15 protein-coding genes are annotated in these 20,425 nt (G+C 39.4%); 6 read left to right on the top strand and 9 right to left on the bottom strand.

Going from position 1 to position 20,425, the window contains the following annotated elements:
- Nucleotides 1–7: 7 nt before the first annotated feature.
- From FNZ24_RS02020 to FNZ24_RS02010, 3 genes are all read right to left on the bottom strand, one after another.
- Nucleotides 8–2,374, bottom strand: coding sequence for a heparinase II/III domain-containing protein (locus tag FNZ24_RS02020; protein ID WP_153912760.1), 2,367 nt, complete (start codon nt 2,372–2,374; stop codon nt 8–10).
- A 2-nt stretch (nt 2,375–2,376) separates the two neighbouring features.
- Nucleotides 2,377–4,641 carry a polysaccharide lyase 6 family protein gene (locus tag FNZ24_RS02015; RefSeq protein ID WP_416384806.1) on the bottom strand — a complete coding sequence of 755 codons (2,265 nt, stop codon included), beginning with the start codon at nt 4,639–4,641 and terminating at the stop codon, nt 2,377–2,379.
- A 200-nt stretch (nt 4,642–4,841) separates the two neighbouring features.
- Nucleotides 4,842–5,201, bottom strand: coding sequence for a hypothetical protein (locus FNZ24_RS02010; RefSeq protein ID WP_153912759.1), 360 nt, complete (start codon nt 5,199–5,201; stop codon nt 4,842–4,844).
- A 313-nt stretch (nt 5,202–5,514) separates the two neighbouring features.
- On the opposite strand from FNZ24_RS02010, the gene FNZ24_RS02005 reads away from it, so the two are divergent.
- A complete protein-coding gene (locus tag FNZ24_RS02005) occupies nt 5,515–6,255 on the top strand; it encodes a FadR/GntR family transcriptional regulator (protein ID WP_153912758.1) in 741 nt (246 codons plus the stop codon).
- Nucleotides 6,256–7,243: 988 nt separating this feature from the next.
- Here the strand turns inward: FNZ24_RS02005 and FNZ24_RS02000 are convergent.
- Nucleotides 7,244–8,377 carry a methyltransferase gene (locus tag FNZ24_RS02000; RefSeq protein WP_153912848.1) on the bottom strand — a complete coding sequence of 378 codons (1,134 nt, stop codon included), beginning with the start codon at nt 8,375–8,377 and terminating at the stop codon, nt 7,244–7,246.
- Between the two features lie 213 nt (nt 8,378–8,590).
- Here FNZ24_RS02000 and FNZ24_RS01995 point away from each other — a divergent pair, with 213 nt between their 5' ends.
- Nucleotides 8,591–8,998: a hypothetical protein gene (locus FNZ24_RS01995; RefSeq protein ID WP_153912757.1), complete on the top strand. Its 408-nt coding sequence runs from the start codon at nt 8,591–8,593 to the stop codon at nt 8,996–8,998.
- A 267-nt stretch (nt 8,999–9,265) separates the two neighbouring features.
- Nucleotides 9,266–11,059 carry an ABC transporter transmembrane domain-containing protein gene (locus tag FNZ24_RS01990; RefSeq protein ID WP_267463718.1) on the top strand — a complete coding sequence of 598 codons (1,794 nt, stop codon included), beginning with the start codon at nt 9,266–9,268 and terminating at the stop codon, nt 11,057–11,059.
- Nucleotides 11,060–11,204: 145 nt separating this feature from the next.
- Here the strand turns inward: FNZ24_RS01990 and FNZ24_RS01985 are convergent, their stop codons facing one another.
- Nucleotides 11,205–12,803: an AMP-binding protein gene (locus FNZ24_RS01985; protein ID WP_153912756.1), complete on the bottom strand. Its 1,599-nt coding sequence runs from the start codon at nt 12,801–12,803 to the stop codon at nt 11,205–11,207.
- Between the two features lie 479 nt (nt 12,804–13,282).
- Here FNZ24_RS01985 and FNZ24_RS01980 point away from each other — a divergent pair, with 479 nt between their 5' ends.
- Entirely contained in the window at nt 13,283–15,850 is a 2,568-nt protein-coding gene (locus FNZ24_RS01980) for a TonB-dependent receptor plug domain-containing protein (RefSeq protein ID WP_153912755.1), read from the top strand.
- 59 nt (nt 15,851–15,909) lie between these two features.
- On the opposite strand, the gene FNZ24_RS01975 is transcribed toward FNZ24_RS01980, so the two are convergent.
- Complete coding sequence (locus FNZ24_RS01975; RefSeq protein WP_153912754.1) at nt 15,910–16,440, bottom strand: thioredoxin family protein; 531 nt, start codon at nt 16,438–16,440, stop codon at nt 15,910–15,912.
- A gap of 149 nt (nt 16,441–16,589) precedes the next feature.
- On the opposite strand from FNZ24_RS01975, the gene FNZ24_RS01970 reads away from it, so the two are divergent.
- Complete coding sequence (locus FNZ24_RS01970) at nt 16,590–17,207, top strand: LysE family translocator (RefSeq protein ID WP_153912753.1); 618 nt, start codon at nt 16,590–16,592, stop codon at nt 17,205–17,207.
- A gap of 100 nt (nt 17,208–17,307) precedes the next feature.
- Here FNZ24_RS01970 and FNZ24_RS01965 read toward each other — a convergent pair whose 3' ends face one another.
- A complete protein-coding gene (locus FNZ24_RS01965; protein ID WP_153912752.1) occupies nt 17,308–17,631 on the bottom strand; it encodes a DUF3144 domain-containing protein in 324 nt (107 codons plus the stop codon).
- Between the two features lie 70 nt (nt 17,632–17,701).
- On the bottom strand, nt 17,702–18,247 hold the full coding sequence (locus tag FNZ24_RS01960) for a prepilin-type N-terminal cleavage/methylation domain-containing protein (RefSeq protein WP_153912751.1): 546 nt from the start codon (nt 18,245–18,247) through the stop codon (nt 17,702–17,704).
- Nucleotides 18,248–18,343: 96 nt separating this feature from the next.
- Here FNZ24_RS01960 and ung point away from each other — a divergent pair, with 96 nt between their 5' ends.
- The gene (gene ung, locus FNZ24_RS01955; protein ID WP_153912750.1) at nt 18,344–19,003 is read left to right on the top strand and encodes a uracil-DNA glycosylase; all 660 of its coding nucleotides are present in this window, start codon (nt 18,344–18,346) and stop codon (nt 19,001–19,003) included.
- Between the two features lie 98 nt (nt 19,004–19,101).
- Here the strand turns inward: ung and ispB are convergent, their stop codons facing one another.
- Nucleotides 19,102–20,073 (bottom strand): octaprenyl diphosphate synthase, encoded by a 972-nt coding sequence (gene ispB / locus FNZ24_RS01950; protein ID WP_153912749.1) that lies wholly within the window; start codon nt 20,071–20,073, stop codon nt 19,102–19,104.
- Nucleotides 20,074–20,425 lie beyond the last annotated feature (352 nt).

The following is a 20,425-nucleotide window of genomic DNA, read 5'->3' as shown; positions in this document are numbered from 1 at the left end:
TTAACTCCTACTGCGTAATGGTTAATAACAGGTATCTTCCGCTGAAGCTGTATGGCTTGCTGAGGTAAGAAAAGCTATTAGTTATGGAATGGTTGTTTGATTTTTGTTTGTTGTTTTTCAAATTATCGTCAGCCTGTTTATGAGACACGGCCAATACGAATTGCTGCGCTGCATCGGTTTGGGTTGTTAAACTAAAACCAATGACACTGATGTCGTCCTGGCGATCATAGGTTAATGATTGCAATCTGCTGGTGGCATTTAAGGTGTACTCTGCTGCAGGGTTGTATTCGCCGTGAGGTTCTAACACGCTGATAAATCTGTGTTGTGCGCGGTTATTTACCCTTTGAATAAAGCTTTTTTCGTTGCGAAGATTATTATTGGGATCATTAGCGCCAAGTTGGGTGAATAGGACTTGGGTCGAACCGTCATTGATACTGCTATGGGTATAGAAGTGGCCGTTGTCATTCAACCAAGTCACTTTTGCTAAAGCGTTATCAGTCAACATATTCTTAGCTAAATCACTATCAACTCGGGAAGGGGTTTCAGTCGCAAAAGGTTGAGAGGTCGCTTTTAGCCATAAGTGTTGATAACCAGCATTTTCACCTAATGGCTTAAGCTGGTTAGTAAACGACTGACGCGGAAAGTTTGCATCAATAAACTGGCCTTGATAATGAACTGGGAGATCATATTGGTGCTGATTAACGCTATCGACATCCAAGACATCAAACACCAGCGGGTATTCGATACCATGAGCATTCACTGAAATGAGTGCTATCGTTCGGGTAAAGCTTACATCATCATAAGCGGTATCTATGCTTGCTGAAGCTAAGGTTGCTTGTGAGTCACTATGATAAAAATTTACCTGTGGATGGTGCTTATTGCCTTCTCTGGTATTGCCATCAAAGTGGCTTGTCTCATCGACCACTAGGGTATTGTGGGCAATGGTTTGTTTAGCCCAAGTTTTATTCTCTGGTAAATAACCACCGCCAGATTTAGCTTCGATATTTAGGAATCGTGCAGCGCCATAATCTGAGACAATCTCTGCTCCTGCATCGTAAAACTGCCAATTTAATTTGTCGAAATGACCATGACCTAATCCCTGTGCTGTAGCTTTAAATACCAGTGCTTGGCTAGGTTCAGCTTGATTAACCTGTTGGCGCATGACAATTAATGCGCCTTCATCACCATTTTTACCATCATGAAACTTTCTAGATGTAAAAGGGTAATGAGACTGTGTTGATTCAGTTTCAGCATCAATTGCCTGTGCAAGTTTGAGCCCATCCCCAGTGAGTAAAATTCGGTTTTGTTGCTTGGCGATATCGATGAGCCCGCTTTTATCATTAATAGCATCAGTATTAAGCCCATAAGCAATGCTAACAGCGATAACCAATTCCATGGTGTCGATGCCTTTGCTTTTAATGGCATCATTTATCGGGAAAAATAAACCGTTGTAGCTTAATTCAATCGTGCTATAAATCGCTTTTAACAGAATATCATTACGGTAATTAAAGATGTTTCGCTGTGGTTGATTTTGCTCAATGGCTTTAGCAAACGTGACAAAAGGGAGTAGTGCAAAACGTTGATAGTATGGACCTTCATTGTAATAGCCGTCCGGCGAAAACAACTCGTCTAACTGTTTAAGGAATCCACCTTTTCCTGCTTTGTCTAAATCTAATAATGCTATTTCAACCAGCTCAGGTTTATCCAAAACAAAACCAGTCATTCCTACTGCAGCCGTAGCCCAAGTACCATGGTTATGGACTTTATTAAAGGTTTTAGGTGACTGAAAAGACAGAAAGTCAGCTATAGGTAACAGAACACCAGTTTCAATTTTTTGTCGTTCACTTTCTGTCAGTGACTCAATAATAAAGTCATAGGCTTGAATGGTATAAACCAGCCACATTGCTTCATTTAAGCCTTGCCAAAAAAGTTTACCTTCATTGCTATTTTTACGCTTGGGATGGCGAGGTAATTGAGGATAAAGCTCGGCATATTTAAATAGCATATCTCGAACAAATAGAGCGTATTTAGGGTCTTGAGTGAGCTGGAATAAGATGCCCGCATCATACATTTGTTGGTAGTTTTTCTTATGGCGCTCATGAGTATAGCCACCGCCGCTGTCAGCGGGTACAGGGACAGTAATGGCGTGAGCAATATAGCTTTCAACGTGTGACTTCTTGCTATTAAACGCTTGTTGAAATGCACCTGGTGTTTTTATCGCCGCGCGCATATCAATGACGTCTTGTAGATTAATCACCAAGGTCGGGTGGTTTACTGTAATCGCAGCTTGAGTTGATAATGTGATAGCTAACGACACAATTGCAGCAATCAACTGAGCAGCTTTAGTTATGAGTTGTAAATGAGGTTTTTTCATATTTACAACGCTGTATTATCAGATTGAGTTACGAGATTATCAGTCATAGTTGCCGTTGACTCACCGACGGCATAAAGCTCGGTGACCTTAGGTTCACCTGTGTTGTTAAATTGGTTATGTGTTACCTGTGTTATTGGTTCCCCAGTGGTATGTTCAATATTGATGTAAGCGCTACTATTGAAATGGTTTTTGTTGATATCAGTTACTTGAACCCCATGAAGAAATAAGCTTGCTTGAGTCTTATTGCGTTTGCCCTTGCCGACGTTATTCACATCGTTATTGTTAAAGCTGATATGAGGGCCAAAGGTACTTTCATCAGTTCCACCGCGATAAAGTTTCACCAGTGCGCCATCGATGTCATTAAACTGATTGTTATTGATGGTGAGGTATTCAACATTATAAATTCCGCGATCATCTGTTTCTTTATTCAGCCTAAATAAATCACCTGTAATCTTGCTAAAACGGTTGTTGATGACTTCAATATTGCTGGCAAATGCACGGGAACCTGAATCAAAAAAGCTAAATGAATGGTTAATATTTAAGTGGCTAATATCACTGTTATACATACTAAAACGATAGTTGGTGAGCATGCCCCATTTGCTGGTTCTAACTAAAGTGTTACCTGATGAGTCTGGGCTAGACTCACCACTGATAGTTAAGCCATCGAGCTTTAAGTTACCGCCATTTTGTATTTCAAATAAACTGGCTCGGCCAAAGGTCACTGTAGGTTTTTGCGCCTTTGCAGCAATGATAGAAATAGTTTTGTTTATCTCGATAATTTTACCAATGTGATATTGGCCTGTTTGCAAGCTGATGATATCGCCATCATTGGCTTTGTTTATTGCATTGAGCAGTTGCTCGGCAGTCGAAACTGTATGGGTTTGACCAGAATCAAAGGCACTTTCAGGCTCAGATTTTGGGTACCAAGAAACGCCAGTTTGCGACTTTAAGGTGGGCTTGATTGTCTTTGATGCGCCAAAAACGGCATTATCATCATTATCTGGGTATAGCAGCCCATTATCCGCTCGTTTTAGTGAGATTTTAGTGGGCTTGATACCTTGAGTAATCTGGTTGTTAGTGAGCTCATTAGACAGATTATTTGAGAAAGCGATGCCTGAAATATCATCAAAAATTGAGAATGGCGCTTGTTGGTTATTATTGACGAATAAATTACTGTTTATCTTTGAATCTTTTGGTGTAGCAGAGCGCTCTTGATCGCTACCCGCCGCTAAATGAATGTGGTCTACATTGATAAAACTGTTGTGGTTAACATTGGCATTAACGACTTGATGGTAGCGGTTGAGTGGTGAGTCGGGCACGCCATTCATAATGGTAAATCCGCTACCGAAACGATAACCTTTTAAACCTTCTAAGTAGTTATTAGTAATGGTTTGGTCTCGGTTAATAATTCGAATTCCCCCCGTGTGATCCACGTTATTACCTAAAAAAACATTACTATCGATTTGATTACCGTTACCGTGACGCATTGTGAGTGTGCCGCGTGATTCAAAGAAAGTGTTATTTCTTACAATATTTTGGCCCGCTTTGATTGAGATGATCTCAACTTCTCCATCACAGCGATCAAAATAATTGTTCTCGATGACAGTATACGAATTAGTCATCGAATAATGACTGGTACCGATACGTATGGTTTCGCCGCCATTTGAACCTAGGGTAGGGCGTGGGCCGAAATAGTTATGATCAATTCGATGATGATTTTGTTGGCTTGCTTCGCTGCGTAACCTCACTGTTAATGTCACGCCTTTATTACGTTTCCCGATGAGGTGGTTGTGATCAAAACGATTATGCTTGCCATAAAGTGCAACCCAAAAGTCAGATTCGTGACGATCTGGATTGTTGAAATTATCGATTACCACTTCACTTACTCGAGAATGATTAGCAAATTGGTCTTCGCTAGTTCGAAATGAAATCACCGAATTACTTGGGGTGTAACCGTCTTTAAATACTAAGCCTGAAACTTCTAAGTATTCACCGGCTAACGATAAATTAGATTGCCCTGTAAGGATGACTTTGCCTTTGGTTTCAGCTGAAAGGCGAATAGGAGCATTTTGTGTGCCTTGTCCGATAAACTGAATTTCAAAGTCTTGCCAAACACCATTGGTGAGTATGATGTCATCACCTGGGGTCAGTTTTGCAACAGCTTGTTTAAACTCTGCTTGGTTTTTAACGGTATAGGTTTCAGCGTTAACTGAAGTTATAGCTAGCAGAATACTCAAAGCTAAGGCGAATTTGAGGATTAACTTTATAGGGGTTGAGAACAACTTGTCATTGTATGCTGAGCAATGTGTAACTTGGCTTAAAAAACTCATCATGACTCTCTTTTAGTTATCGTTGATTTAGTTTTGTTTTTAATCTTTTGTTTCTACAGTTATTGCTACTTTTTATGTAAATAAACTCCTACCTCAATCATTAAGGTAGGAGTTGCACGACTAAGTTTTACTTAAGGTTAAAACTTAACTTTTGCACCAAGGAAATATTTAGAACCAGAGCGAGAGTAGTCTGAAACAGTTGTGTCGTTACCACGAGTCATAATTTGTGGCTCGTCTAACAAGTTCAGCGCTTTAAGTGATAGTGATAAGTAATCTGTCACTTTGATGACTTCCATTTCTGGTTCATCTTTTTTTACTTCAGGGTTTTGTTCTGATACCTGTGCTGTCGGAGTAGTGACTTCAATGGCTTCATTTTCATCTTGTGCGAAAACCGGCGAAGCTAATAAAGTTAAAAGAGCAGAGCTGTATATGGCACTTTTCGGTTGAACGTTGATCCTGTTTATTCTTAATGCGCGACTTATTTTATTAAGTTTCACGTTAATCTCCCCAGATTAATCGTTTATTTAATTTAGTGTGAACACAATCATTTAAACAAGATCTCTAAATACAACTTTGCGTCAACTAGAAACTAACCAATGGTTATATATCTTGTCAACCAATTTATGTTACCAACAAGTTCTTAAATGTGTGCTATTGTTATTACCAATAACATTTTACTAACCAAATCAGGGTTTACATGAAAACTGTTCTAGGACAATAATTTTTCAAAATAGGATTTGCGTTGACTAGGTAAATAGATATCATGTTAGTAATACAAGAAAATTGGTTTAAACCATTGAAGGACCAAAGATGAAGAGTAGGCGTATGTTTTGGCGCATCGTAGAACAGATCGAAGCGTCTATTGCTAGCGGCGAATATACTCCTGGAAGTCGTTTACCTCCAGAAAGGGAGTTGGCTGAAAAGTTTGATGTCAGTCGACCAACAGTTCGTGAAGCAATAATTGCACTGGAAGTGCGTGAGAAAATTGAAGTTAAAACTGGCTCTGGTGTATATGTTTTACACTCTGCTAATAAAGCTGACCAATTGAGTAAGATTAATGCATTTGAACTTACCCAAGCGCGTGCGCTTGTTGAAGGTGAAATTGCAGCACTTGCAGCGAACACTATCACAGAAGAAGAGCTGGTTGAGTTAAACAAGACACTGATAATGATGGAGAATAAGTCATACGTTGAAGAAGCGGATGAAATGTTCCATCAAATTATTGCTAACTCCACGCGAAATGGCGCTTTAATTAAATCGTTTCAAAATTTATGGGCGCTGCGTGCTTCAAGTCAGAAAATTATCACTGACTATGCCAGTGTATGTAGCAAGGATAATAAGAAAACCCTTGATGAGCACACTTCTATTTATCAAGCGTTATTAGCGAATGATGCATCAGAAGCTAGACTTGCAATGCATAGGCATTTTAACCGTTTAATTAATGTTCTTTTTGATACGGTAGAAGCGCAGTCTCTTGAAGAAGTTCGTCGAAAAAATAGCGAAAAGCGCGATTTGTACTCGATTGATAATTTGGTGAACCGTATAGGATAACGAGTGTTTTATCGCTGAGTTTTAAGTTATTTCGATTAAAGCCTTTCTAAACGAAAGGCTTTTTTATTGCCTAAATCGTTATAAGTGAAATTTTGATAAGAATTTGAAATTAAGTGTTATTTAAATCTATAAATGTAAAAAAGGCCTCTCAATGAGAGGCCTTTTTACTTCGTTCCAATCGAGGGGGGAATGAATTGGAACGAACTTACCCGATTAAAACAATGAGTATTAGTCACAGCTTAGGGTGCTATTACTCATTTTTAGTGTTTCTCTATCTAATGTGTTGATTATTCTTATCAAGGTTTAAAATCAGTAACGAAGTTTTGATCCTTTGTATCGAACTTAAAAGTGGGTTTTAAACACTGCGAACATGGATTTCTGATTAAGCACCAAACCTAAATCTGAAACAAAATTAATACAATTATAGCCAACAACAGGAAAATTCATGTTGATTTGGTTAGTGTTTTAGTGTTTTTTTTAGTTAAAACTTAATCAATAAAACTGTTAATGTTAATCATTTATTGTTTGGCGTTTCGAGGGTAAATGCCATTTTTATTACCTTGTTATCGTTCACAATAGCGCTGCAATATATATTGTGTCAACCAGTTTTGCTTTGTTGTATTACCAATTTAATGCTGGTTAAGATCATTTTAAAAGAAAGGTTAATCAGTCCTATATTAGGGGAAGTGGGAGGAGTTTGAGCGTGATAGCTAATGCTGATTAAAAAGTTAGTTAGTGCGTTATATGATCAAATTTGTGTTGTTTAGGTTTACGACTTTCTTGTCGACACAAATTAATGACCAACAGGCCGTGAGGCTAAGAGCTTTAACTTAAAAGCTTTAAATTATCAGCTTTTGCTTAAGAGTTTTAAATTAAGAGCTTTAAAATAAGCGCTTTAAATTAAGACTATGAGCCAGTTTACCCTGCTCATAGTCTTAGTTTAAGATTTATTAAGGGGCTTGTTTAAAACAAAAAGCGGAAAGTAATATTATTTACGAGCCTGTAAAATGACGAATTTTCCGTTAGAAGCAACTGTTTTGCAGTTTTTAAATATCCGCTGCAGTTTGATGTGATATGACAAATGGCGATTGCCAACCACTTGCAATAGTCCTCCAGGCGCAAGTCTTCTTCTTGCATCTAGGAACATTTGCCAGGCAATATGATCTGTTATTGCCTCACCTTGGTGAAATGGAGGATTACATAGTACCAAGTCAGCACTGATTTCACTGTCTAAATGTGTGAGGCAGTCATCCCAGTGGAAATGCCCTCGTTCTGCTGGGAGTTGATTAAGTTGCCAGTTATGCTCACTGGAAGCTACAGCCATTTCTGAATCATCCACAAAGTGAATATTTGCATCAGCATAAAGTTGAGCCGCTCTTAAACCTAAAATACCATTGCCACAGCCTAAATCGATAACGGTATTAAATTCACCTTTTGGCATATTATCGAGCATTATTCGTGCGCCAATATCCAGTTTATTTGCTGCAAAAACATTACTTAGGTTGCTGATTGTTAAGCTTAATTCATCTACGGGCCAAGTCACCTCTTTAACACTTGGACGTACTTTTCCGTCAGCTACACAAGTGATAACGCGCGTTTTTTTCCAGGTTAAACTTGCAGATGCAGGGCCAAGGTTTTGCTCGATTAGTGCTAGCAAAGACTTGTTAATATTTTTTGCTTTTGCACCAATAATGACTTGAATGCCTTCAGGTAACACTTGTGATAAACGCTGTAACTGATGAGTAAAATAGGTCAAGTTCTTAGGAAGCTTCATTAAAACCAACTGTGTATCGGTTGGTAATAATTCGCGACTATTATAGCGACTGATGTTGACTTGATCTAAGTGGTTATCGGTTAAGTTTTGCAATGCGCCTAATAAACCTGTCTTTGCATCGGTTTCAACAACAAGTGGCCAAGCAGCGTCTATATGGGTTAATGCACACTGTAAAGCACCAAAGCTATCATTAATAATGGCCGTTTTTGTTGGTATTATTTTTTCGTCTACGATGTGTTTTATCAGATGTTCGTCAGCAGCGTCCCATGCCTGAAGGTTCGAATCTTGCTGTTTGGGATAGCGGTATAAATCTAATTCGATACCTGCACATGAAAACTGACTAACAATCATTATTTTTTACCTAAAACGTACGCAATGAATAGCCAGTAATTATCGCAGATTAGCTTGAGTTGTGCGAGGTAAGTTCATCGTAAGTTGTCTCAGTGATTTATTTATTATCTCAGTGCTTAGGTTTATTATCGCAGTGCTTAGGTTTGCTATTGAAGTGGCCAATGAGTACCATCAATTAATAGATAAGTTGAGTTATTACAAAGGAATTGTATGAACGGTGCAGGTGGTACTTCTGGCGGTATTGGGTCATTTTTTATCGGTTTAATTATGATGTGTGGCGGCTTTTATATGTTATTAAAAGCAATAAAAGTCACTAGTACGTTTGGTTTTAGTCACAGCCTTTACAATGTGGGTGGGATTGGCTTAACCAGTGGGATGATAATGATCCCATTTATGTTCGGTATCGGGCTTATGTTTTATAACGCCAAAAATATTTTGGGCTGGATCCTGACTTTTGGTTCGTTAGTCGGTCTTATTTTCGGTGTAATCAGTTCTATTAATTTCCGCTTTAGTCATATGAGTGCATTTGACCTGATTGTTATTTTGGTTCTGAGTGTCGGTGGGTTAGGGATATTTTTACGCTCGCTAAAAGCCATCGATTCAAGCGTGAAAGAATAAAGACGCGACTATTTTGACTTTTACATTCCGACAATGAATGTGAAGGTCAGGCTTTATCTGTGAAACCTAAACTCTTGTATTAGAGTTTTTTGTTTGTCGCTATAGTTTATATAGCGTTAATTTTTGAAATATATTGAGCTTTAGTCGCTCTATTGTTCTTACCTCATCTATCAGCCAGAAATACTGCTAAACAGTAATGCTACTAGTCAATGATGATTACTAGTCAGTGATTCGGCGACTGATACTATGCTTTTATGAGAGTTCATTTTGACAACACAAATTACCTCATCAGCTGCAGGCATTAAAGCTGCATCTTCTTCTCAACATTCTGTACTTGCTTGGATTATGACCTTTTTAAAGCCATACCGTATGAAAGTACTGGCTGCGGTGGTGTTTTTGTTTATTGGATCTTTCGCATGGTTGTCATTGGGGCAAGGCGTAAAGATGATGGTTGATGAAGGCTTTGTTGCAGACAATGCTGAGCGCTTAAATGAAATTGTTTTATTCATTCTAGGTATCACTGCAATTAGTGGGACAGCCGTTTTTTGTCGATTCTATTTAATGACATGGCTTGGTGAACGAGTTATCGCTGATATTAGATTAACGGTATACAACCACCTCTTAAACTTATCACCTGCTTTTTTTGCCGAACAGCGCACAGGGGAAGTTATTTCACGTTTCACTGCCGATAGCACATTATTACAGAGTGTGGTTGGCAGTAGTCTATCGATGGCTTTTCGCTCGACTGTGACAGTCATTGGCGCGATGGTGATGATGGCCATTACCAGTCTTAAACTGACAGGTTTAGTGCTTCTTGCCGTGCCGATGGTGTTTATTCCGGTCATTTTCTTGGGTAAGAAAGTACGTCAGTATTCTCGTAAAAGCCAAGATAAAGTCGGTGATTTAGGCGCTTACATCGATGAGACTCTCCATGAGATCCATACAGTGCAAGCCTATGGTCATGAGTCTAAAGATCGCACAGTATTTAATACCCAAGTTGAGTCAGTCATGACTGCGGCCAAAGGGCGTATTTTATTTCGCTCTATTTTAATATCGTCAGTGATGTTTTTGAGTATTGCTGCAATTGCTGTGGTGCTTTGGGTAGGTGCTCAAGATGTGATGCAAAATAATATCAGCGCAGGTGAGTTATCAGCCTTTATGTTTTATGCGGTGATGGCTGCTGGTTCTGTAGCAACAATTAGTGAGGTTTTTAGCGAGATACAGCGGGCGTCAGGGGCGGCTGAAAGGTTAATTGAATTACTACACACACCTATTGATATTCCTCAAGAGGCCTCACCTATAGCGTTGCCTACAAAAATTAATGGCAATGTTGACCTTGAAGGACTTCGTTTTTCATACCCTAGTAATAAAGAAGACGTCATTAAGGGCATTAATCTCAGCATTCAAGCGGGTGAAAGGGTGGCTTTGGTTGGCGAAAGTGGCGCAGGAAAAAGCACCTTATTTGAGTTGTTGCTACGCTTCTATCAGCCTAAATCGGGTAAGGTGATGTTAGATGATATTGATATTTCGAAATTGAGTTTACAGCAGCTTAGGGAGCAATATGCTTTAGTCCCGCAAGAGTCCGTTATTTTCGCCACCAGTGTATTTGAAAATGTCCGCTACGGGCGAGTAGATGCAAGCACAGAAGAAGTGGTGGAAGCATGTATAACAGCAAAAGCAGATGAGTTTATAAGAGAGCTTTCAGATGGTTATGATACTTACCTTGGTGAGCGCGGGGTTAAGCTATCAGGCGGCCAAAAACAGCGAATAGCCATTGCCAGAGCCATATTAGCTGATAGACCGATATTGTTATTGGATGAGGCTACGAGTGCTTTAGATGCGGTCAGTGAAGTTAAGGTAAAACAAGGCTTGGATAATTTAATGGCGGGCAGAACTACGTTAATTATAGCTCATAGACTGGCTACTGTGATTAATGCTGATCGCATTATCGTGCTTGAGAAAGGGCAAGTTGTTGCGCAAGGTACCCATCAAGAGTTAATGCTATCCAGTGATGTTTATAAAGAGTTTGCCAGTTTGCAGTTGTTGACTGAGCAGAGTTAATTAGGGCATTAATTAACTTAGCTTAACTTAGCTAAAATAGAAAACGCCGTCATCAATCAGCTGATAACGGCGTTTTGCTTTAATAAATTAAGGCTGTTTTGTTCGTTTAAATCCTAGCTCAATTACTTAGGCTAATTAACGTGATTTAGGATCTAAGCTCGCGACGTAAAATCTTACCCACTGTGCTTTTTGGTAATTGCTCTGTGAACTCAATAATGCGAGGGATTTTATAAGCTGTTAATTGACTACGGCAATAATCAGAAATGAGCTGTTTAGTTTGAGCCTCATCAATTGAAGCCTCTTTTAGTACGATGACTGCCTTAACTGCTTCACCTGATTTATCATCGGCTACACCTACTACAGCGCACTCAAGTACTAACTCATTTTGAGATAATACGTCTTCGACTTCGTTTGGATAGACGTTAAAGCCTGATACGATAATCATGTCTTTCTTACGATCGACAATTTTGTGAAAACCTTCTTCAGTGGCTACCGCAATATCACCGGTTTTAAAGTATCCATCTGCTGTCATTACCTTTGCGGTTTCATCTGGTTTTTGCCAGTAACCTTGCATGACTTGTGGCCCTTTTACGGCTAATTCGCCAGCATCACCCAGTGGGACTTCTTCATCATTGATATCCAAGATTTTTACATCTGTTTCCAGTACTGGCTTACCTATCGTGCCCAGTTGCTGGAACCCAGGTGCATTCAAGCTCACAACGGGTGAGGTTTCCGATAAACCATAACCTTCTGAGATCATGCAATGGGTCGTTTTTTGCCAAATATCAGCGGCTGCACTAGTGAGAGCAGTACCACCAGAGATAGTAATGGTTAACTTACTAAAATCGAGTGCTTGAAATTCAGGTTGGTGACATAGACCCACAAATAAAGTGTTCAAACCTGCAAACCCAGTAAAAGGGTAGCTTGCCATGGTTTTAATGAGTCCGCCAATATCACGCGGATTCGGAATTAATACCGAACAACTACCTGATTCAAAATAAAGCACAAGGTTAACCATGAAGGCGTAAATGTGATAAATCGGCAGGGGGGCAACAAAAATATCATTACCAGGTGTCATGGTACTAGCAATACGAGATTTAACCTGTGCCGAATTGGCTAGCATGTTGCGATGAGACAGCATCGCACCTTTAGATAAGCCTGTGGTGCCGCCAGTGTATTGCAGCGCTGCTAAATCATTTTGTTGAGGCTTTACGGGGGAGAATTTTGCTTGTTCACCGAGAGCTAACATCTGATTAAATTCAATTTTGGCAAAGGGGGTTTCCGGTTGTGCCTGCGGGTTTTTTAGATCCAAAGCATGGGTGCTAATAACCAGTGATATATCGGTTTTTTCAATTACGTTATTTAGCGTAGGTAGCAGATCAGATAGTACTATTAATGCTTTTGCACCCGAATCATTGAATTGATGGATTAACTCGCGCTCGGTATAAAGCGGGTTGGTATTGACTATGACCAACCCAGCTCGAATTGCCCCATAAGCTGCAATGACAAATTGAGTGATATTAGGTAACTGAATTGCAATACGATCACCTGCAACTAATGCGCTTTGGTTTTGAATGTAAGCTGCAAATTGACGAGATGCCTGTTCAATTTCACTAAAAGTGGTTTGTTTACCTAAACAAGCATAAGCCACATTATCCCCATAACGTTGGCAAGTTTGCTCGATTAAGTCGACCAGAGATTGGTACTGATTGAGATCAAGCTTTGTATCTGCGTCATATGTCATGCCTACCACCTAATAGTTTATTTTTTATGGGTAAATCAAACGAGCGTTTAGATTAGAGCTGTTTTGTATAAAAGGTCAACAAAAATAACTGTAATTTCGAATTATCACGTTAATTATTATAGAGTTTTTACTCCACTATATGCATCGTGTGATTAATGCAACTAAAGTACTGCTGTTGGTTTTTTCAACTGAATCTGGTTTGTTTTGTAGGGTTTGCTAATTAAGTTATGGCTTATTTGTGGTTTATTCACCTGAATCTGGCGCCAATTTATAATTTATTTAGTTTATTTGACTGTTTATCGCTTTGAAAGCCGTTGATTATTTTGACTAATAATAGAAATTGTTAGCAATTAGGTTTCATTTGTTATAAAAGTGTAAATGCAAATGGAGTTACTTCATTTTGGGAGAGACAGAAATTTAATCAACTAGTGTGATTTAAACACCTGTCACAAGCACATAAATATAATAAAGAGACACAAATGATGACGAATCTTAAAAAAAGGAAGTTTGGCTTAAATTCGCTGAGTCTTGCCGTAACAGTTGCTTTAGCAGGCTCTGTTATATCAACACAAGCAATGGCTGAAGATGAAGAAGTCGCAGACAACGTAGAAAAAATTGCTGTTGTTGGTAGCCGTGCAGCACCTCGCTCTGTGGGTGAGTCACCTGTGCCAGTTGATATTCTTAGTGCTGATGACTTAAGAAAAAATGGCTCAACTGACATGATTGATATGCTGGTAACCTCAGTGCCTTCGTTTAACTCACGTGCACAACCTATTAGTGATGCAGCAACTCTTGTGCGTCCTGTAAACTTACGTGGTTTACCATCTGACAGTACTTTGATTCTAGTAAATGGTAAGCGCCGTCACCGAGCTTCAGTGATTGCTTTCCAAGGTGGTGGTATCAATGATGGTGCCCAAGGTCCCGATATTTCAGTTATTCCAAGTATTGCACTAAAGCAAGTTGAAGTTCTTCGTGATGGAGCAGCGGCGCAATATGGCTCAGATGCTATTGCTGGTGTGATGAACTTCCAGTTAAAAGATAGTGCTGAAGGTGGCTCTATTAGCATCAGCCAAGGTGAATACTATGAAGGTGATGGTGCAACAACAACTATAGACGGCAACATTGGCTTACCTTTAACAGATGCAGGTTTCGTTAATATCAGTGCTCAATATAAAACTGCTGATGCTACAAGTCGAAGTGTACAGCGTCCGGATGCTGCTGGTTTAATTGCTGGGGGCAACACTTTTGTCAATGATCCTGCGCAAGTGTGGGGTAACCCAGAAATAAACGATGATTACACTGTTTTTGCTAATCTTGGTTTTGATTTTAATGATAAACACAGGGTTTACGCATTTGGTAATGTGTCTTCTAGAGAAGCGATTGGTGGTTTCTATTACCGTAACCCTCATAATCGTGGCAATGTTTATTCTGTTGACGGTGGAGAAACTTTATTAGTCGGTGCAGTTAATGGAGACCAATCTACCTGTAATGTTGTTCCTGCTAATGTTCCTAATGTACTTGATACGCCTGAGTATGCAGCGATGGTTGCGGATCCTAACTGTTTCTCTATGAACCAAGTTCGTCCAGGTGGTTACACGCCACAATTTGCCGGTACGATTGAAGATATGTCTTTCTTCTTCGGCTTTGAAGGTGAGTTGGGTGAATGGAATTATGATGCTAGTGCCGGTACGGGATCGAACAAATCTAGTTTTAGCCTTTATAATTCTTTAAATCCTTCACTCGGTCTTGCTGCGAATCCCGAAGATACCCAAACTGATTTTGATACTGGTGCCTATGAGCAAGTAGAGACCACTGTAAACTTAGATTTCTCTCGTTTCTTTACTCTAGGTTCTCTTGAAGATATTAGCTTTGCTACGGGTTTTGAATGGCGTGAAGAGTCATTTGAAATCACACAAGGTGAAGAGGCTTCGTGGATAGCAGGTCCATATGCTGATCAAGGTTTCAATATCGGCTCACATGGCTTTAAGGGCTTTGGTCCAGAAGCAGCGGGTAAAAATGATCGAAGCAACATTGGTATTTATGCTGATGTTGAAGCCTATTTAACTGATGACTGGTTATTGGGTGTTGCACTTCGATATGAAGATTTCTCGACATTTGGTGATACGTTAAATTATAAAATCTCAACCCAATATTCATTTACTGATTATTGGTCTATGCGAGCATCTCACAGTACAGGCTTTAGAGCACCGACTGTTGGGCAAGAAAATGTTGTTAATACCCAGACATCAATTGTAAATGGCGACTTAATACAAACATTTATTGCACCGCCAACAGATCCTTTAGCGGCTTATTATGGTGGTGAAGTCTTAGAACCAGAAGAATCTGTCAACTACGCGATTGGTACAGTATTTGAGTATGAAGATTTCTTCTTAACTGTTGATTACTACAACATTGAAGTAACAGGACGTATTGCTCAGTCAAGTCAAATTGCGGTCGAGCCGGAAGATTATGACGACCTACGTGATGCAGGTGTTGAGTTCCCAGAATTAATTTCTGCGGTAACTTATTATACCAACGATTTTGATACAACCACTCAAGGTATTGATATTGTAGGTTCATATGAAACTGAGTTACTTGCTGGTGACACTATGTTTAGCCTTGCATATGGCTGGACTGATACGAGTGTTGATAAGTTCGATCCGGAAACGACTGATGAAGGTAAGGTTCGTCGTTTAGAAGACGGTATTCCTGCTCACCGTGCGACGTTAACATGGGGTCAAACATGGGATGACTTAAGTGTCTCGTTACGTGGTAATTACTTTGGTGAATACTATGCAACTCATGCTGATGACACATCTGACTGGGGATCTGAAACAGCCGACTCTGCAGTCACTGTCGACTTAGAGGTTAGCTATACCATGTTTGAACAGTTGACTCTGTCTGTTGGTGCTAATAACTTGTTTGATCAAGAGGCGCAGGAACTTAAAGATGGTACTCAAGGTGTGCTAGGTGCGGTTTACTATGAAAGTGGTCCATTTGATTACAATGGTGGATTCTACTACGGTAAATTGAGTTACGTGTTCTAAAGTTATGTTATTTATAAAAAAGACTGCTTAAGCAGTCTTTTTTTTTAAATCAAAAGCGATTACTTCGCTGCATCTAAGGCTTGGAATACTGCATTTATCGTTAATTCTACCGGTAATATGATCCCTTTAGGGTGACTAGGACCATAGACTTTATTGAATGGTGTTCCAATTCCCCCTTGATTACCGACATAATTTTCTATCATAGGGTTGGGCTCAGTCCAATTACCTTTCATCAAAATAATATTATCAGCATCAAGCACATCGACGACTTTTTCACGGCGAGTGACATTAGCTTTATTCGCCCTGCATGGTAAGCACCAGTCAGCATATATATCAACAAATACGGTATAACCTTGTTCTACTAACGGGGTTATTTGTTCAGGGTTAAGAGGCTGCCACTGTAATCGCTGATAAGCATTATAATCTTCAGTCTTTTGTAAAAAGGCGTACACACCGGTAAAGCATATCGTCATGAAACCCAACAATACAATTATGGTTGTTGGTATATTTTTGCCTTTAATCTTAAAAAAAATGAGCACTGCAATACCTGCGAGCAGTAGCCCAAGAAGAATGGGTAGCATTAATGACATGTCTTTATCTCAGTAAGTAAGAGGTGAGTGCCTATGACTATATCAAGAATTGCTTAAATTGAGGTTAACTGAATGCTGTTAAAGCAAAATCATGATACCGTACGGCTTTTTCAACCCAATAAAAATAACTCATTAAGGATGAAAACAAAATGGCATTTAGTACATGGTTAGGTTTATTAGCCATTTGTTGTTTAGGTGCGATGTCGCCAGGGCCTAGCTTAGCTATGGTGTTAAGACATACTTTATCTGGAGGTCGTTTACATGGTGTTGTTTGCGCTTGGGCGCATTCAATTGGCATTGGAGTTTACGCCCTAGTCACTTTACTAGGCTTAGCTGTTGTACTAGAAAAATCGCCTATTGTGTTTAATGGCATCGCCATTGTCGGTGCACTATATCTTGCTTGGATGGGGTTTCAGGCGCTGCAATCTAAAGGCGGGATGGAGCAAAAATTACAATCCGGAGAGTCGAGTACATTATTGCAAGCAGCTCGGGATGGATTGGCTATTTCGTTATTTAATCCCAAGATTCTACTTTTCTTTCTAGCGTTATTTAGTCAATTTGTTTTAGCCGCTGAAACGTTAACAGGGCAAACGTTAATTGTATTAACACCGCTGGTGATTGATGGGCTGTGGTATACCATCATTGCGGTAGTACTTTCTCATGGGCCCATTTTATCGAGGCTTAGAGATAAGGCCGCATTAATTGATAAGCTTTCAGGGATAGTACTTATTTTGCTTGCTTTGCGGGTTATTGTTAACTTGTTTTAGTGAGCGTAAGAACAAGTTGAAAAGAATGTTTAGCACATTAAAAAGCCATCGAGAGATGGCTTTTTAAGTATAGTTATTCAATAACTTTACGATTATTCAATTAGTTTTTGAATACTTGTACTGAGTCGTCAGGCTTTTCTTCTGCAGCGTTTTGACCACCTGGCGGGTTTTTAATATGGTCGTTTAAATTTTCGTTCAACATACCTTTGTATTCTTCAGTAAACCAGCTTAGCGCATTTTCTTTTTCTGCTTCTAAGTTAGATGATTTTACTGCTGCTTCGAATGCATTATAACGTGCGGCTGCAAAACGTAATGCTGTACCCACTTTACCGATATCGTTTTCTGTTTGGCCCAGTTGATTTGCTAGCGCGATAAATTGATCAGCAAGCTGATACATTGTTGTTTCAGTTTTTTCTTCTGACATGAACTCTACTCATCATTTTTGAAAATTCAGCAAAGAGTGTACCTACTTTGCTGACAGAATAAAGTAACAATTAGCTATTAGGGTCTGAATCTGTGATCACTTGTCCATTGCGGGAGTCATAATAAATCGACAGTGTTGGCAGAGGATTATAGATGTACCGGCATTGATCTGGATTAATGTAGGTGGCGAGATACATTGTGTCTTCGGGCGCAGCTGTGTCAGAAATTGAAGGGGCATCTTGTAAAATGGTTTCCCAAACAGACATGCAGTCATTCTCGTTATTAAGTCGAGGGGAGGATTCGAAAGGAGGCCAATTTTGAGCCGGAAATCCCCATTGGTTTATATCTAATTGACCATCAGTGCCTGCGTTTTCAAAAATCTGAAGATTATCAGCAGGGCCAGAACTTCCCAACGCTGCCCACTTCATATTAGCCAGTGAAATACCGCTGGAAAAAGCGCCGCCAGTCCCTTGGACTGTAGAAACTTCAGCATTTTGCTTAATATTGATAAACTTGGGTAATGCGATAACGGCGATGACCCCTAATATAATAATAACAACGACTAATTCTATTAGGGTAAAACCAAATGTCTTTTTGGTGTTCAGTTTTTTGGGCATCAATGAACATCCTTTTTATTTTATTTTGAAATTAATTTTAAGTTAAAAAATATTTTTATGCGAGTTGTTGGCTATTTAAGTGGAGTAAGTGATCTGATGGGCAGTTGGAAAGAGTTTATAGCACTAGAGAAAAAGAAAGCGTATTTTGTCGCGCTTGAGCAGTTTCTAGCTAATCAAAGGCGACTTGATAAAGTCATCTTTCCGCCATCGGAAGATATCTATAATGCGTTTGATTTAACCCCGCTAGATAAGGTTAAAGTGGTGATCCTTGGGCAAGACCCTTATCACGGTGCAGGCCAAGCTCATGGCTTATGCTTCTCGGTTCAAGCTGGAGTTAAAACGCCACCATCATTGGTAAATATTTATAAAGAACTTCAGCAAGATATTGCAGATTTTGAAATCCCGAAACACGGTAACTTAACTCATTGGGCCAAACAAGGTGTGTTGTTGCTCAATACAGTATTAACGGTTGAAGAAAGTAAGGCTCACTCACACTCAAAGGCTGGATGGGAGACTTTTACCGATAATGTAATGCAATGTCTTAATGAACGTGAGGAGTCTATTATATTTGTGTTGTGGGGCGCACATGCGATTAAAAAAGGTAAGTTGATTACTGCAGAGCATCACCATGTTCTATCTGGTCCCCATCCATCACCATTATCTGCGTATCGTGGTTTTTTCGGCTGCCAGCATTTTTCGAAAACAAATCAGCTATTGAGTGACCTAGGGGAAACTCCAATTAATTGGCATGTTTGAATATATCTGAAACTGTCAGCGCCGTTAATAGCAATAAAAAATGCCCCGAACTTTTAAAGTGCAGGGCATTTATTTTCAGATTTATTTTGTGCGTATAATTAGTTATTACGCTGAACTGAAATTTTGGCTAATGAAATCAAAGCAGTTTTATATTCACTATCAGCTATTGGCGCAAGGGCAGCAATGGCTTTATCTGCTTCTTCATCTGCTTTTTTCTTCGTGTATTCAAGAGCGCCAGATTCTTTTAATGCCGCGACTATTTCATCAATTGCCTTGGTACCATCACCTTTTTCAATGGCTTCTTTAATTAACACTTTCGCTGTGTCATTGCCGTGTGCCATGGCATAGATTAAAGGTAGAGTTGGTTTACCTTCTGCTAGGTCGTCACCAATATTCTTTCCAAGCTCTTCAGAATCCGCAGTGTAATCAAGTAGGTCATCAGTTAGCTGGAATGCAGTACCGAGAAACTTACCGTATTCGCCTAATGCGGTTTGTTGCTCTTTACTCACATCTGCAATGACACCTGTGAGTAAGGTCGCGGCTTCGAATAATTTAGCTGTTTTACAGTAAATCACTCGCATATAATTCTCTTCAGTGGTTTCAGGGTCATTACAATTCATTAATTGTAAAACCTCACCTTCTGCAAGAATATTGGTGGTATCAGCTAAAACCCGTAGCACTTTCATGCTGTCGAGTTCTGTCATCATTTGGAACGAACGAGTATATAAGAAGTCTCCAACTAGGACGCTAGCACTATTTCCAAAAAGCGCGTTGGCCGTTTTACGGCCGCGTCTTAATGTAGATTCATCTACTACATCATCGTGCAGTAAAGAGGCTGTATGGATGAATTCGATAATAGCGGCTAACTTAAGATGTTCTTCACCTTTATAGTCAATAGCACGCGCTGCTAATACTGAAAGTAGTGGGCGAAGTCGTTTACCGCCACCATTGATAATGTAAAAACCTAGTTGGTTTATTAATGCAACATCAGACTCAAGTTGTTTGTAAATTAACTGATTAACGGCTTGCATGTCATTATCAGCTAGTTGACGAATGGCGTTCAAATCCATAATGGTCTCTAGTAATTAGGCTATCAGGCAAATTATATTGCCCACTATATAAGGTTCAAATTGTATATTAACAAATTTTAGCTAAAATTCATGCCTTAGACAGCTTTTGTTCTTAGAATGTGGGAGTTAAACCGAGCTTTTTTTATTGATTCAAATTTAACGCTTGCCAGAATGCAAATCTTCCCGTMSAGAMTYMGCGATCAGTTATCTAGAGTTAAAATTACTCAATGTTTCTAGCAAGCATACGATTGCTTTTGATATTGAAGAATTACGTCCGTTACCATTATTACAATGGGATTAGCTTTAGCGGGCTATAAGTATCTTTGCAGTGAAGGCTGTAGCATTAAGGAAT

The sequence above is a fragment of the Shewanella sp. TC10 genome (genome assembly GCF_009663145.1).
In the GTDB taxonomy this organism is placed as follows: Bacteria; Pseudomonadota; Gammaproteobacteria; order Enterobacterales; family Shewanellaceae; genus Shewanella.
Note: the sequence above shows the minus strand (reverse complement) of the source record. Positions and strands in the feature narration are given on the sequence as shown.